The sequence below is a fragment of the Rhodococcus ruitaii genome (assembly GCF_055230935.1).
Genome location: NZ_JBUYWC010000012.1, coordinates 103,531 through 118,719, shown reverse-complemented (window position 1 = coordinate 118,719; position 15,189 = coordinate 103,531). Strand labels below are relative to the sequence as shown.

Annotated in this window: 12 protein-coding genes; all 12 read right to left on the bottom strand. The window is 65.4% G+C overall.

Annotated elements, in window-relative coordinates; translation table 11 throughout:
- Nucleotides 1–63: 63 nt before the first annotated feature.
- Entirely contained in the window at nt 64–1,779 is a 1,716-nt protein-coding gene (atzF, locus tag ACZI8W_RS17100) for an allophanate hydrolase (protein ID WP_463369693.1), read from the bottom strand.
- Nucleotides 1,776–5,324, bottom strand: a complete 3,549-nt coding sequence (gene uca, locus ACZI8W_RS17095; protein WP_463369776.1) for an urea carboxylase — start codon at nt 5,322–5,324, stop codon at nt 1,776–1,778. Before uca ends, atzF begins: the two co-directional genes overlap by 4 nt.
- 290 nt (nt 5,325–5,614) lie before the next feature.
- Nucleotides 5,615–6,154: a carboxymuconolactone decarboxylase family protein gene (locus tag ACZI8W_RS17090; protein WP_463369692.1), complete on the bottom strand. Its 540-nt coding sequence runs from the start codon at nt 6,152–6,154 to the stop codon at nt 5,615–5,617.
- Nucleotides 6,155–6,205: 51 nt separating this feature from the next.
- The gene (locus ACZI8W_RS17085; RefSeq protein WP_463369691.1) at nt 6,206–6,892 is read right to left on the bottom strand and encodes a GntR family transcriptional regulator; all 687 of its coding nucleotides are present in this window, start codon (nt 6,890–6,892) and stop codon (nt 6,206–6,208) included.
- The gene (gene urtE, locus ACZI8W_RS17080) at nt 6,892–7,584 is read right to left on the bottom strand and encodes an urea ABC transporter ATP-binding subunit UrtE (RefSeq protein ID WP_463369690.1); all 693 of its coding nucleotides are present in this window, start codon (nt 7,582–7,584) and stop codon (nt 6,892–6,894) included. Before urtE ends, ACZI8W_RS17085 begins: the two co-directional genes overlap by 1 nt.
- A 1-nt stretch (nt 7,585) precedes the next feature.
- Nucleotides 7,586–8,368, bottom strand: a complete 783-nt coding sequence (gene urtD, locus ACZI8W_RS17075) for an urea ABC transporter ATP-binding protein UrtD (protein WP_463369689.1) — start codon at nt 8,366–8,368, stop codon at nt 7,586–7,588.
- Nucleotides 8,365–9,483: an urea ABC transporter permease subunit UrtC gene (gene urtC, locus ACZI8W_RS17070; RefSeq protein WP_463369688.1), complete on the bottom strand. Its 1,119-nt coding sequence runs from the start codon at nt 9,481–9,483 to the stop codon at nt 8,365–8,367. Before urtC ends, urtD begins: the two co-directional genes overlap by 4 nt.
- Complete coding sequence (gene urtB / locus ACZI8W_RS17065; RefSeq protein ID WP_463369687.1) at nt 9,483–10,367, bottom strand: urea ABC transporter permease subunit UrtB; 885 nt, start codon at nt 10,365–10,367, stop codon at nt 9,483–9,485. Before urtB ends, urtC begins: the two co-directional genes overlap by 1 nt.
- 30 nt (nt 10,368–10,397) lie before the next feature.
- On the bottom strand, nt 10,398–11,666 hold the full coding sequence (gene urtA, locus ACZI8W_RS17060) for an urea ABC transporter substrate-binding protein (protein WP_463369686.1): 1,269 nt from the start codon (nt 11,664–11,666) through the stop codon (nt 10,398–10,400).
- Nucleotides 11,667–11,884: 218 nt separating this feature from the next.
- Entirely contained in the window at nt 11,885–12,286 is a 402-nt protein-coding gene (locus ACZI8W_RS17055; protein WP_463369685.1) for a TIGR03618 family F420-dependent PPOX class oxidoreductase, read from the bottom strand.
- 15 nt (nt 12,287–12,301) lie between these two features.
- A complete protein-coding gene (ramB, locus tag ACZI8W_RS17050; RefSeq protein ID WP_463369684.1) occupies nt 12,302–13,714 on the bottom strand; it encodes an acetate metabolism transcriptional regulator RamB in 1,413 nt (470 codons plus the stop codon).
- Nucleotides 13,715–13,768: 54 nt separating this feature from the next.
- Nucleotides 13,769–14,929 (bottom strand): globin domain-containing protein, encoded by a 1,161-nt coding sequence (locus ACZI8W_RS17045; RefSeq protein ID WP_463369683.1) that lies wholly within the window; start codon nt 14,927–14,929, stop codon nt 13,769–13,771.
- Nucleotides 14,930–15,189 lie beyond the last annotated feature (260 nt).

Here is a 15,189-nt window from a genome sequence, read left to right as displayed (position 1 = left end):
CGCAACCGCCTCCTGTCCACTTTTCTGGCATAGCAGTCTACGCACCCCGGCACGCGGTCTGAGTCAGGCGTGAAGATATGCTACCCAGCCCCCGAACTCGGTGATGTCAGAAGAGTTCGCGGATGCATCCTGCGTACAGCCGAATCCGACGACCCAGCGACCATCCGACAGCTCCACGCTCGTGAGGGTCATCGGGGCCGGCAGGGCCGCGAGGAACCGGCCCAGTCCGGCCTCGGATACCCGGAACAACTCGCCGACGATCGCGGCGCCCTCACCGGCGCGGAGTCGTACCAAGCCCGGCTTCGGTGGACTGGTGTTCAGCGCCATCAGTCGGTACGCGGCCGAAGTATGTACCTCCTCGGAGAAGCGGGCGCCGATGTCCTCGAGCTGGACATGCAACGGCTGACCCCGCAGGTGTGCGCCGAATACCGCCAGCTCGACTCCGGCGTCGACGAACTTCGGTGCTTCGACGGCGGTGAGGCGTGCCGCGATGTCGACCGCCACCTGGTCGTGGAACCCGGGCACCACCACCATCACGCCGAACGGATGTCCGTCGGAGGTGGTGACGCCGGGCACCGCAACTGCGGCCATGTCGAGCAGGTTGCAGAAGTTGGTGTAGGTACCCATCCGGCGATTGATGCCGACCGGGTCATTCTGCACCGCAGCGATCGTCGGATGCTCGGTGGTGGTAGGGAGCAGCAGACCGTCGAGGCCGTCCAGTAAGGCACGCGCGTATGCCTTTGTGCGGACCAGTGAGTCGAGGTCGATGACCAATTCGTGCGCGGCAGGCCTTGCTGCCGATGCGACGATTGCGGCAACGGTGGGATCGGCGCCCGCCCGGTCGGTTGCGAGGAACCTACCCACGGCCGCATGCCGTTCGGCGACCAATGCCCCGTCGTACAGCAAGGTTGCGGCATCGAGAAGCGGAGAAATGTCGACTTCGGTGATCTCGATACCGGACCGGCGGGCATCGAGAACGGTCGCATCGAACGCGTCGCGGTACTCGGCGCACAGTGCCGTCAGATCCTCCGGGCGCGGCACGGCGAGCCGGATCTGCGCAGGTGCGGCGAGGCGCACATCGGTGGGCCACGCGCGGCTGCGCGGGTCGCGTTCATCCGGCACTGCCATCACGGCGGCCGCATGTGTAGCGAGGTCGAGGGACTCGGCGAACACGGTGAGACAGTCGTAGTCGACGCATGCGGGTACCACCCCGTGCGTCGGGATCACCCCGAGTGTCGCCTTGATCCCGACGATGCCGTGGAGTGCCGCCGGTACACGACCGGAGCCGGCTGTGTCGGTGCCGATTCCGATGTCGGCGATACCCAGGGCCACCGCGGCCGCGGACCCCGAGCTCGATCCACCGGAAATCCGATCGGGATCCCAGGCGCATCGCACTGCGCCGTACGGGCTGCGGGTGCCCACCAGACCCGTCGCGAACTGATCGAGATTGGTCTTCCCGAGGACCACTGCGCCCGCGTCGAGGAGACGGGAAATACCCGATGCCGTCGTCTGCGGTGTGTACGCGAACTCGGGGCACCCCGCAGTGGTCGGGAGGCCGGCGACATCCACGTTGTCCTTGACCGCGACCACGAGACCTGCGAGTGGCAGCGATTCGCCCGCCGCGACACGTGCGTCGACGGCGGCGGCGTCGGCGAGGATGTCGGCTGCATCGCGCAGGGTGATCCACACCTCGGGGCGGTCGACCTTCTCGATCCGGCTCAGAGCACGGCGCGCACGGTCGGTCGCGGATGTGGTGGAAGTGACGACATCGGTGGTCATTCGGCAGGTCCGATCACGAGAAGGGGGGTGCCCGGTGCGACTTTCGCGCCCGGAGTGACGAGTACCTTCAGGACTGTTCCGGCACGTTCGCTGCGGACCGGCATCTCGAGTTTCATGGCTTCGAGGATCACGGCGGTGGTGTCTGCCTCGACGATCTCGCCTTCGGCGACCTCGACACGCCACACGTTACCGACGAGAGCGGCCTCGACGACGGTGGAGCCGTCGGGCATCCCGGCAAGCGGGTCGACCGTGGTGGAAACCTCGACCGGCGCGGCCTCGACGCGGTCGAACTCGCCGGAGTCCTGCCACGCCTGCTTCTCGATCCCGAACGCGGTGGATTGCTTCACGTCGAACTCTGCGATGGACTCGGCGTTGTTCTCCAGGAATCGGAGATGGTCGGCGAGCGCGAACGTTCCCTCCGAGATGTCGGCGTCGAACCGCCCGGCCTTCGATGCGGCCCGGTATTCGAGCAACTGCTCCGGGGAGACGGGCTCCCAGACGATGCGGTCGAAGAACCGGAACAACCACGGCTTACCGTTCTCGAACGGTCCCGACTGCCGGTAGCCGGACCAGATGGGCACCGTACGGCCGACGAGCTGATAGCCGCCGGGAGATTCCATCCCGTAGACGCACAGGTACTTGCCGCCGATACCCACCGCGTCCGACGGCGTCCACGTTCGAGCCGGGTTGTATTTGGTGGTCACGAGGCGATGGCGCGGATCGAGTGGGACTGCCAGTGGCGCACCGAGATACACGTCGCCCAGGCCGAGGACGAGGTACTCGGCGTCGAACACGGTGTCGCGGACATCGTCCACGGAGTCGAGACCGTTGATGCGACGGATGAACTCGATGTTGGACGGCAACCACGGAGCGTCGTCGCGCACACCGCTGCGGTATCGCGAGAGTGCTTCGGAGATCGACGGGTCGTCGAACGACAGCGGGAGTCGGACCGTGCGGCTGGGCACCACGAGATCGTGGGTCGTCGGTAGTTCGGTTTCGAGATCCTGCAGCACACCCAGCAGCCTGTACTGGGGGAGTACGTCGGGATCGAAATGGATGTGCAACGACCGCACACCCGGGGTGACGTCGACGACGCCGGGCAGTTGCGTCGCGGTCAAAGCTTCGGACAATGCGTGGACTCGCATGCGCAGGCCGAGGTCGAGGGTCATCTCGCCGTATTCGACGAGGATGTTGTCGTCGCCACCGCGCAGGTACGCGACCTCGGGCCTGTCGAGCATCGGGTCGAAATGGCCGAGGCGTCCGGCGTCGAGGGTGGTGCGCGGCACGGTCGGCGGTACGTCGAGCGAACGGTGCGCACCGTGGCGGAGCGCGGCCGCGTCCTCGTCCGAGACCGGCACGAACCTCACCGAGTCGCCGGGACGGATCTGGCCGAGCTTCCACCGATGCCCCGACACCACGGTCAGCGGGCACGCGAATCCGCCGAGACTCGGGCCGTCGGGACCGAGCAGGATCGGCGTATCACCCGAGACGTTGAGCGACCCGACACTGTACGGATTGTCGTGCAGATTCGACGGGTGCAGCCCGGCGTCACCGCCGTCGGTGCGTGACCACGTCGGTTTGGGGCCGTCCAGGCGGATACCGGTCCGGTTCGCGTGGGTCTGGACGGTCCACGTCGTGTCGTAGAACTGCGCCATGTCCTCGACTGTGAAATACACGGGTGCGGGCTGTGGGCCCTCGGTCACCGCGAGATGCCAGGTGTGGCCGAATTCGGGCCGCTGATCGGTGGGTACTGGTGCCGGCTCGCTCGGGGGCTCGGCGTCGGCGAGTCCGAGGACATCACCGGTGGCGATTGCTGCGCCGGTGAGTCCACCGAAGCCGCCGAGCGTGAACGTCGAGGCGCTGCCGTGATACAGCGGCACGTCGAGACTGCCGCGAACCGCGAGGTAGGTGCGCAGTCCTACATCAGCCGGTGTTCCGATGTCGAGCACCCCGTCGGTGGGCACCTCGATCGGTTCCCACATCGATACGGGTTCGCCGTCGAGCGTGACGACCGTCGGTGCTCCGGTGACGCACACGACGGTGGAGCCGGAGAAGCTCAATCGCGGACCCTGGAGCGTGCATTCGAGTCCCGCTGCGCCTTCCGCGTTGCCCACCGCGACGTTCGCGGCGCGCATGGACAGGTCGTCCATCGGTCCGGACGGAGGAATGCCGACCTCCCACAAACCTGTTCGGCCCGGGAAGTCCTGGACGGTGGTCATGGTCCCGCCGCGCAGTACGTCGATCCGGCGCGTCGCTCCGGGCAGCGCGGCGAGTGTGGAGGTGGTGTGCTCGGCGGACAGGACAGTGGACTCCGAGCAGATCGACTGCAGCAGAGGCAGATTCGTTTGAACCCCATAGACGTTCGTGTCGTCGAGAGCTTCGGCGAGTGCAGCGAACGCGGTGCGGCGGGATTCGCCGCGCACGATCACCTTCGCAATCATCGGGTCGTAGAACGAGCTGACCGCCGTGCCGGTGTCGACCCACGTCTCGATGCGGGTGTGCGCGGGAAACTCGACGTGTGTGAGGAGGCCGGAGCTGGGCCGGTAGTCCTGACCAGGATCTTCCGCATACACACGGGCCTCCACGGCGTGGCCCGTGATCTCGGGCCCCGCGTCGGGTATCGCGTCGAGCAGGTTCGTCTCGCCCCCGGCGAGCTGCAACATCCACGCGACGAGATCCACGCCGGTCACTTCTTCGGTGACCGGGTGTTCCACCTGCAGTCGGGTGTTCATCTCGAGGAACGACACCTCGCCGCGTGAGGTGTCGTACACGAACTCGACCGTGCCGGCGGAGCGGTACTGCACCGACGACGCCAGGGCCCGCGACGACGAGAGCATCTGCTCGACGATCTCGTCGGGCAGGTCGGGTGCAGGTGCCTCTTCGACAACCTTCTGGTTTCGTCGCTGCAGCGAGCAGTCCCGCGTGCCGAGGCTGATGGTGCGCCCACGTCCGTCACCGAATACCTGGACCTCGACGTGACGGGCGTGCGCGATGAACCGTTCGAGGAAGATACCCGACGACGAGAAGTTCGCCGAGGCGAGTCGCAGTACGCGGTCGTAGGCGTCGCGCAGGTCGTCGGGCCCGTGGCAGGCCTGCATGCCGATTCCACCGCCGCCGCCGACGGCCTTGAGCATCACGGGGTATCCGATCTCATTCGCCGCGGCAAGTGCGTCGTCGAGAGAATGGAGGAGGCCGCTTCCGGCGACGAGGGGGACCCCCACCGCGCGTGCGGCTTCGCGCGCAGTGTGCTTGTCGCCGAACACCCGTAGTTGTTCGACGGTCGGGCCGACGAAGGCGATGCCGGCGACTTCGCACGCGGACGCGAATTCGGCGTTTTCGGAGAGGAAGCCGTAGCCGGGGTGGATTGCGCCGGCCCCGGTGGTGAGTGCCGCCTCGATTACGAGGTCGGCCCGCAGGTAGGACTCTGCGGCGGGTGAAGGACCGAGACGTACTGCCATATCGGCCAATTCGACGTGTGCGGCGGACGCGTCGGCATCCGAGTACACCGCGACCGTCTTCAGTCCCATCAGGTGCGCGGTGCGCATGACGCGGCACGCGATTTCGCCGCGATTCGCGACGAGAAGGGTGTCGAATCCGAATGCCACGGCGTTCTCCTTCGAAATTGGCGGGCGAACAGAATCCACATCGGACAGCGCGGAAGTGAGTGTGCCGCTGCTGTATCCGCCGTTGTGGACACTGCTGTATACGCTATGGGCCCGGTGTTTCGTCCCGGTTTCCTGCGGTAAAGCGCCGGTTAGAAAGAGCTGTCGCCGCTGGAACACGAAGAAGTACGCGATGCCGGGAGCAACCCGGCATATCAGAGGGGGACGACGCGCTACTCGCCGCCGAAGTCGCGGTCGAGTCGAAGCACACCGATGGTGGTGGCCAGACCGTCGTATTGCGTGACGAGGAGGCTGAACTCGATCATGCGTCGATCGTCGAAGAATTCCGTGAGCGCCGCCCAGGTCTTATCGGTGAGGTTCCGGGTGCCGATCAGTTCGTCGACGGCGGTCAGGACTGCACGTTGACGCCGGCTCAATCCCTCGGCGGATGGGCCGGTGACGATCCGTTCACGGATCTGGTCGGTGATTCCGGCTCGGCGCCCGAGGCGCGTGTGGTGCTCGAATTCGTAGTCGCAGGCACGCAGGTGGGCTACCCGCAGAATTACCATCTCCGCTTCGAAACGGCTCAGCTTGCCGAACGGCATCAACATGCCGGAGTAGTGCAGCCATCCGCGGAACAATCGGCCCGATCGACCGAGGGTGCTGAACAGATGCGCGTCGGGTGTGCCCGCGGCCCGCGACAGTGCCTTCCACGCAACCCAGTTGATCGGGCCGAGTTCCTTGAGTCGTCCGGGCTGGATTCGTGGCGTCACGGTCGTAGTGTGCACGAGTGCCGGGCTTCAGTCACGCGCGACACGTGCGTCTCAGTCCCGCAGCGCTTGCGCGAAGCGCGTCATCGCACGCGCTTCCTCCGCACGTCGGATCACGACAGCCCTGGAGGTGTCGATGTGACCGAGGAGTACCCGGTGTGCGTCGTCGAGTCTGCCGTCGAGCAGCAGTTCGGCCACCTCGATGTGCTCGTCGATGGTCGCGGCCATGCGGTCCGGCGTCAGGTAATCGAACATCCGCACCGGCCGGACCTTGCCGTTCACCGTCCTGAGGGCGTCGCACAACGCGCGGTTTCCGGACGACGCGAGGATCGCCAGGTGATACTGCTCGTCGAGCGCGACGAAACCGGCATCGGGTGCGGGCGGGTCGGCGCGCAGCGTGTACCAGCGATCCAACTCCGCGCGGAGGACGGCGGGGTCGTGACGGATCGTCGGATTCACGAGTGCACGCGCAATGCCGTGCAGTTCGAGGGTGATGCGCAGTTCGTACAGATCGGCGAGGTCATCGAAGCGCGGGCGGTACGGGAACAGGCCACCGGTACGGCGTTCGACGAGCCCGTCGGAGACCAGTCTGGCCAATGCCTCCCGCACGGGTGTGCGCGACACCTCGTAGCGCTCCGCGAGCTTCTCCTCCCCAAGCCGTTCATCGGCTGCCAAGACGCCGGACATCAGGTCATCGCGTAGTGCCCGATACACCCGGTCGCGGTGCGTCGCGGTCGTCATCAGATCGCCATCGCATCGCGGACGGTGTGTGCCGCCTCGGCACCGCCGCCACCGGTGGAGGTGACGCGGCCGGATTCGACGACGTAGTAGCGCAGGGCGTTGTCGAGCGCGAACCCGATGTGTTGCTCGACGAGCAGCACGCCGAGAGTGCCCGAGCGGCTCAGCTCGACGATGGTGTTCTCGATTTCCGCGACGACGGACGGCTGGATGCCTTCGGTGGGTTCGTCGAGGATGAGCATGCGCGGTTCGGTGATGAGTGCCCGCGCGATGGCGAGCTGCTGTCGCTGCCCACCGGACAACAGGCCCGCGCGCCGATCGAGGAGGGGGACGAGCGCGGGGAAGAGATCGAGCATGTCGGCGATCAGCTTCTTGCCGTTCTTGCGTCCGTCGGCGACGACCTGCAGGTTCTCGGCGCAAGTGAGCTGACCGAACGACTGCTGCCCCTGCGGCACGTATGCGAGACCGCGTGCGACACGGGCGGCGGGACGTAGTCCGGTGATGTCCTCGCCGTCGAAGAGGATCTTTCCGCGTGTGACGGGTAGAAGTCCGACCGCAGCACGCAGCAGCGTCGTCTTGCCGGCTCCGTTGTGGCCCATCACGGCCACCACTCCGTCTCCGGGGACGTCGAGCGAGACGCCGTGAATGATCTCGGTGCGTCCGTATGCGACGCGCACGTCGACGAGTTCGAGCATTTCACGCCTCCTGTACTGCAGCGGTGGTCCCGAGATAGACCTGCTGGACCTGCGGATTGTTCTGCACTTCCTCGACCGTGCCGTCGGCGATCACCTTGCCGCGGGCCAGTACCGTCACCGATGTCGCGAAGGCGCGCATGAAATCCATGTCGTGTTCGACGACCACCACGGTGCGCTCTGCGCCGATCCGCCGGAGCAGTTGCCCGGTCTCCTCGCGTTCGGCGCCGCTCATGCCGGCGACAGGTTCGTCGAGGAGCAGGACGTCGGCATTCTGCACGAGCAGCATCCCGATCTCGAGCCACTGCTTCTGACCGTGAGCCAGGATGCCGGCGGCCGTGTCGCGGTGAGCGGTGAGGCCGATCGTTTCGAGGGCCTGTTCGATCTCGGGGAGGACGCCGCTGCGGCGGCGGAGCAGCTGCCACGGTGAGCGGCCTGCGCCGGCGGCGATGTCGAGATTCTGAAGCACCGACAGTTCCTCGAACACGGACGCGGTCTGGAAGGTGCGGCCGACACCGAGACGTGCGATCTTGTGGGTCTTCCTGCCGAGCAGTTCGACACCGGATTTGGTGACCGATCCGGTTGCGGGGACGAGACCGGTGACTGCGTCGACGAGCGTCGTCTTGCCAGCGCCGTTGGGGCCGATGAGAAACCTCAGATCGCCCTGGAACAGGGTGAGGTCGACTCCGTCGACGGCGGTGAAACCGTCGAATTGGACTCTCAGGGCACGGATTTCGAGGTACTCGGCAGACATGCCGGCGTTGCCGCCGAATTCGGGTGTGCTCATCGAGCGGGCTCCAGTTCAGGTTCGGACGGGGACGTCGTCGGATCGTCGGAGGAATCTGCTTTCGCGCGGCGTCGTCGGAGCTTGGCAAGCCCGGCGATTCCGGCGGGGAAGAAGCCGATGACAACGATGAACAGCAGGGCCTGCGCGTAGGTCCAGGCGGAGGGGAAGTTCTCGGACAGTGCGGTCTGGGCCCAGGCGACACCGATGGCACCGAGGACCGGGCCCAGCAGGGTGGTGCGGCCGCCGATCGCGACACCGATGAGGAAGGCGATCGAGGGCACGATTCCGATGTCGGCGGGGGAGATGATACCCACGATCGGAACGAACATCGCGCCTGCGATTCCGGCGAAGAACGCGGCGACGGTGTACGCGACGACCTTGATATTGGCCGGGTCGTATCCGAGGAATCGGACGCGTTCCTCTTGGTCACGGACTGCGATGAGCAGTTCGCCGTAGCGAGACTGCATGAGCTGGCGGGTCGCGGCGACGACGAGCAGCAGGATCGCGGCGACGATGAAGAACAACATTCGCCTGTTGGCGGGATCTGCCAGATCGAAGCCGAAAAAGCTGCGGAAGCGGTTGAGTCCGTTGGATCCTCCGGTGGACTGCTGACCGATGAGCAGGATCGCGAAGGCGGCGGCGAGCGCCTGCGAGAGGATCGCGAAGTAAGCGCCCTTGACCCGGCGCTTGAAGACGCCGAGTCCGAGCAACAGTGCGACGAGGGCCGGGAGCAGGGCGATCGCGAGGATGGTCACGATCGGGGAGGCGAACGGCGCCCAGTAACCGGGTAGTTCTCGGATTCCGGCGATTTGCATGAAGTCCGGGACGGTGTCGCCGCGGAGTTCGGCGTCGGCAATCTTGAGGTGCATCGCCATGATGTAGGCGCCGAGACCGAAGAACACGCCCTGACCGAGCGTGAGCATGCCGCCGCGGCCCCAGGCGAGTCCGATACCCACGGCCACGATCGCGAAGCACAGGAACTTGCCGAGTAGTCCGAGCCGGAAGTCGGACAGCACTGCGGGGGCGACGGCGAAAAGCAGCGCTGCAGCGAGGGCGAATCCCGTGGCTGTGCGCACGGGGCCGGGGCGAGTGAGGTCGCCGAAGGTCACCGACATCAGACCAGACTCCTTGTCTTGACCGCGAACAGGCCCTGGGGGCGGACCTGGAGGAAGATCACGATGAGTACGAACACAATCACCTTCGCGATCGAGGCGGTGGTCGAGTACTCGATGAACGAGTTGAGCAGGCCCAGAGCGACTGCGGCGATGACGGCGCCTTCGATTCGGCCGAGGCCGCCGATGACGACGACGAGGAACGCGTCGATCAGGTAGGCCGACCCGATGGTCGGGCTCGTCGACCCGATGAGCGTCAGTGCCACCCCGGCGAGGCCGGCGAGTCCGGAGCCGAGGAAGAAGGTGGTCAGGTCGGTGCGGCGGGACGAGATTCCGACGGTTTCCGCGAGATCGCGATTCTGCACGACCGCGCGGATCCGGCGACCCATGGAGGTGTATTTCATCGCGGTGATCAGGGCGACCACGCACGCGGTGGCGAGCACGAGGATGAACAGGCGGGTCTTGGGAACTACCGCTCCGAGGATCTCGATTCCGCCGGAGAGCCATTCCGGTGCAATGACGTTGACGGCTGGTGCGCCGAAGATGTCGCGGGCGAGCTGCTGGAGCAGCAGGCCGACACCGAACGTGACGAGCAGTGTGTCGAGGGGACGGTGATACATCCGCCGGATGAGGGTGACCTCGAGGAGGACACCGAGTGCACCGCCGACGAGGAAACCGACGAGGAGGGACACGAACAGGGAGACTCCTGCGGACGAGATCACCTGCTGTACCACGAACGCGGTGTAGCTACCGGCCATGATGAACTCGCCGTGAGCCATGTTGATGACGCCCATCTGACCGAAGGTCAGCGACAGCCCCAATGCTGCCAACAGTAGGATCGATCCGATGCTCAATCCTGTGAACAACTGTCCTGCAACAATATCCATATCGGTCCTCCTCGTCGACGGTGGTACCGGTCAGTTCCCGGAGAGAGACGCAGCCCAGTCGTAGGTCTCGAGGTACGGGTCGGGGTCGACCGGCCCGTCGGATTCCCAGATCGTGTAGATCAGGCCGTCGCCGCGGATTTCACCGATGCGTGCGGTCTTGGTGATGTGGTGGGTGTCGCCGTCGATCGTCACGGTGCCTTCGGGCGCGTCGAACGTCACTCCGTCGGCGGCCTCCTGGATCGCTGCGACGTCGAACGATCCGGCCTTCTCGACGGTGTTCTTCCACAGGTACACCGAGGTGTAGGCAGCTTCCATCGGGTCGGACGTCGGCTTCACCTCGCCGTACTTCGCCTTGTATGCCTCGACGAATGAAGTGTTCTCGGGCGAGTCGACGGTCTGGTAGTAGTTCCATGCGGTGAGCTGGCCCTCGATGTTCTGCGCGCCGATACCCACAACCTCTTCTTCGGCGATCGAGACCGACACGACGGGCATCTCCGCGGCAGTGAGACCCGCGTTCGTGTATTCCCGGAAGAACGCGACGTTGGAATCGCCGTTGAGCGTGTTGAACACGGCGTCGGCGTCGGCGGTACGGACCTTGTTGACGATGGTGGAGAAGTCGGTCGAGCCGAGCGGGGTGTAGTCCTCGCCCTTGATCTCGATACCGTTCGCGTCGGCGTAAGCGCGGATGATCCGGTTGGCCGTCTGCGGGAAGACGTAGTCGCTGCCCACCAGGTACAACGACGTCACACCCTGTTCTTTCAGGTAATCGAGTGCGGGCACGATCTGCTGATTGGTCGTTGCGCCGGAGTAGAAGATGTTCGACGACGACTCGAGACCCTCGTACTGAACGGGGTAGTACAGCAGGGAGTTCCGGTCTTCGAATACCGGAAGCATCGCCTTGCGGCTCGAGGATGTCCAACCGCCGAACACTGCTGCGACACAGTCGGAGCTGATGAGCTTCTCGGCCTTCTCCGCGAACACGGTCGGCTCGGAGGCGCCATCTTCCGCGACGATCTGGATCTGCTTACCGAGCACACCGCCGTCGGCGTTGATCTGCTCGACAGCCAGGGCGATCGAGTCGCGTACGGTGACCTCGGAGATCGCCATGGTTCCGGACAGGGAGTTCAAGGAGCCGACCTTGATGCTGTCGCCGGCGGTGTCGACGCACGATGTTCCGGCAGCGACGGAGGTGTCGCCGGTGGAGGTGTCACCTGCCCTGCTTCCGCATGCGGTGAGGGTGAGTCCGACGGCGACCAGCGCTGCGGCGCTCGTGGCGAACTTGGATCGGGCAACTGTCATGGGGGTGTCCTTCGCGGAAGGGGACCGGGCGGCGTATACAGCGCTGTATCCGTGGATCCACACGATAGGCGGGTGTTATTGCGCCGGAGTGTCTTCCGGTGACCGTTCCGTGAAGTTGATGACGTCGGTGTTACGTCGTGCTCACATCGGTTCGCGAGGGGAATTGCTTCCCGCTACCGCGATAGCGGTAGCGGGAAGCGAAAATGCGCGCGGGAAGGTCAGGCGGGGTCGAGTACGGAACCCATGACCCGCTCGACTGCGATTTCGATGACGACGCGGCGCGGGTTGGATCGGGGCTCGCGGTAGCGGGTCGCGTACAGACGCTCGCCCTTGGTGACGGCGTCATCGTCGCGTGCGACACGCGCCGGGCCCTCCAGCGTCAGCCACCGCCGACCGTCGATCTGGCTGACTGCGGCGTATTCACCTCGCTCGACGTTGAGCGACTTCTGCGTGCCCTCCGACGTGATGATCCGGACGAGCCCGGTATCAGCGTCCCACGTGAACCCGACCGCGACGACGTGAGGGGTCCCATCCTTGCGCAGCGTGGTGAGGGTCGCGAGGTGGTATTCGGACAGGAATTCGAAGGCTGTGTCGCCCAGCGCGGCGGGTGTGCGTGACATGTGGGTAGAGGGTACTCAGCGCACGAGGTACGGCGACACGGAGCTGCGGTGTTCGTTGATGTCGATGTCCTTACCGAGAGGAGGGAAGGCGCGCTGGGGGCAGTTCATCCGCTCGCACACGCGGCAGCCGGAGCCGATCGGGGTGCCGGGGTTCGACTCGTCGAGCTCGAGGCCTTCCGCGTAGACGAGCCGGTGCGCATGGCGCAGGTCGCAGCCGAGGCCGATCGCGAACGTCTTCGAGGGTTGTCCGAAGCGTGCCGCGCGGCGTTCGACCGTCCGTGCGACCCACAGGTAGCGTCTGCCATCGGGCATCTGCGCGATCTGAGTCATGATCTTGCCCGGGTATGCGAAGGTCTCGTACACGTTCCACAGCGGGCAGGTGCCACCGCTCGTCGAGAAATGGAACCCGGTGGCGGATTGGCGCTTGGACATGTTGCCGGCCCGGTCGACACGGACGAACGAGAACGGCACACCGCGCAGTTTCGGACGTTGCAGCGTAGACAGGCGATGCGCGACCGTTTCGTAGCTCTGACCGTAGAACGCCGAGAGTCGCTCGACGTCGTAGCGGAAACTTTCGGCGATCTCGTGGAACTGTGAATAGGGGAGGATCAGTGCTGCTGCGAAGTAGTTCGCGAGCCCGAGTCGTGCAAGCGTGCGCGACGAATCGCTGGTGAAGCCGCCGTCGTCGACGAGGCTGTCGATGAGATCGCCGCACTCGAGGTACGCGAGTTCGGCCGAGAGCTTGAACACCTGCTGGCCGCCCGACAGCTGCGGTGCAATCTCGAGGACGCGGGTCTCGGGATCGTAGCGGTGCAGGACGTTCTCGCCGAGGTCGATACGTTTGACGACCTGAACGTCATGGACCGCGGTCATGCGTTTGGCGATCTCGCCACCCACGTCGCCTCGGTGGAATCGAATCCGGTTGGCAAGCTCCTCTGCAGCGGTGTCGAGTTCGTGGAGATAGTTCTGCCGCTGATAGAAGTAGTCGCGGACTTCCTCGTGCGGCATCGTGATGGCGCCGCTTCCACTGCCGTCGCTGTAGCGATCCTCCGTCGCCGCGGCGAGTTGCGCGGTGGTGTTGCGGAACCTACGGTGCATGTTGACCATCGCGCGCGCCAGGCCGGGATGCGCTGTGACCATGTCGGCGATTTCCTGCGCATCGGCTTCGATACCCATCTCCTGGTCGAGCGCGACCTCCCGCATCTCGGCGATCAGGCGGGTGTCGTCCTGTGACGAGAAGAACGTCGTGTCGACGCCGAACACTTCGCTGATCCGCAGCAGTACCGGCACGGTCAGGGGTCGGACGTCGTGCTCGATCTGATTGAGATAACTTGCGGAGATCTCGAGTGTCTTGGCGAGTGCGGCTTGGCTGAGTCCACGCTCGGTCCGTAGCTGGCGCAACCGGGCGCCGACGTAGGTCTTGGCCATTCGCCCAGCGTAAGATGCTTCCACCAGCTTTGCAACGTCGGGTTCGCAACAAGGTTAAGGGATGAGGGCGTGCTCGCTCTCGAGCCCGAGCCACGAGCCCGGAGCGAATGCCTCGAAATGGATCGATGCCGGCGGCAACCCGGCGACGATCAACTCGGACCGGATCGACCGCATGAACTCGACAGGCCCGCACACGTAGGTCTGTGCGTTCGACGGCAACAGGACACCGGTCAGCGGGTTCCGCCCGTCGTCGTGCTCGACGTCGAAGTCCTTGTAGCGCAGGAACAGCTGTGAGTTGGGCAGCGACTTCGCCACCGCGCTGAACTCGATGCGCCGTACCTGTTCGTACGCGGACCTCTCCACATGCACGATGGTCACCTCGCGTGCCGGGTGATACGTGGCCAGATGCTGGATGGTCGCCAGCGTGTTGGTGACACCGATGCCGGCGGAGATCAGGAGTAGCGGGGTGTTGTCGTTCTCGACCACGACGCCGCCGAACGGCTGCGACACGGTGATCTGATCGCCGTCTCGGACCTTGTCGACGAGGATCGGCGACACGAGTCCATCCGGCACTCGCTTGACGGATATCGCCCACTCGCCCGATTGGCGGCCCTGGGTCACGGTGTACTGGCGGATCTGTTCTGTCTCGTCTGCGAAGCGGATGCGGACCGAGGTGTACTGGCCCGGGCGGTGGATGCGGAAGGGTTTGCCGTCGAGGGGGCGCAGGAACAGGGTTGCGGAGTGGGCACCGTCGTACTCGTGCGCGGCGACCAGGGCTTGCCGCCACACCTGGCCCGCCGTCACGCCGGCCTCGTGGTACATCTGCGACTCCTGTTCGGCCAGGGAGTTGGCCATCAGGGTGTACACCTCGTTCCATGCGGTCGCGACCTGAGGAGTGACTGCATCACCGAGGACTTCCCCGATCGCGGCGAACAGGTGGGTGCGCACGACCTCGTAGAGGTCGGACGTCACACCCAGGGACGCGTGTTTGGCGGCGATCCGGGCCATGATCGCGTCGATGTCGCCGGGATTCTGGGTGACGAGCAACCGTGCGAAGGAGGTGACGGAACTTGCGAGCGCTTGCTGCTGGGCGCTGCTCGCTTGGTTCGTTCTGTTGAACAGATTGGTGCGCAGTGAGGGTTCTGCGGCGAACAGCTTCTCGTAGAACGTCTCGGAGATCACGCCGATGTGCGCCTCGACCGCTGGCAGGGTCATCTCGACGATCGGACGCGACGTGGGTGAAAGAATGACTGCTCCTCGGTTGTGCGGACGGTGACCGTCGCAGGAGGGCGCGCAGTACGGTGCGCGACCGGCCCCGATCCGGTCGTGCGGCACATCGTACGACCGTCCAGGGTGTTTTCAAGGTCATCTACCTGGTGTGTGCATGCCACGGAATTCTGTGAATACGGTCACAGCGGGGCGTGTCGAGGAATCCCCCCGCGGACGGTCGCGGCGGGGAGGTGCTACCTCGCGTT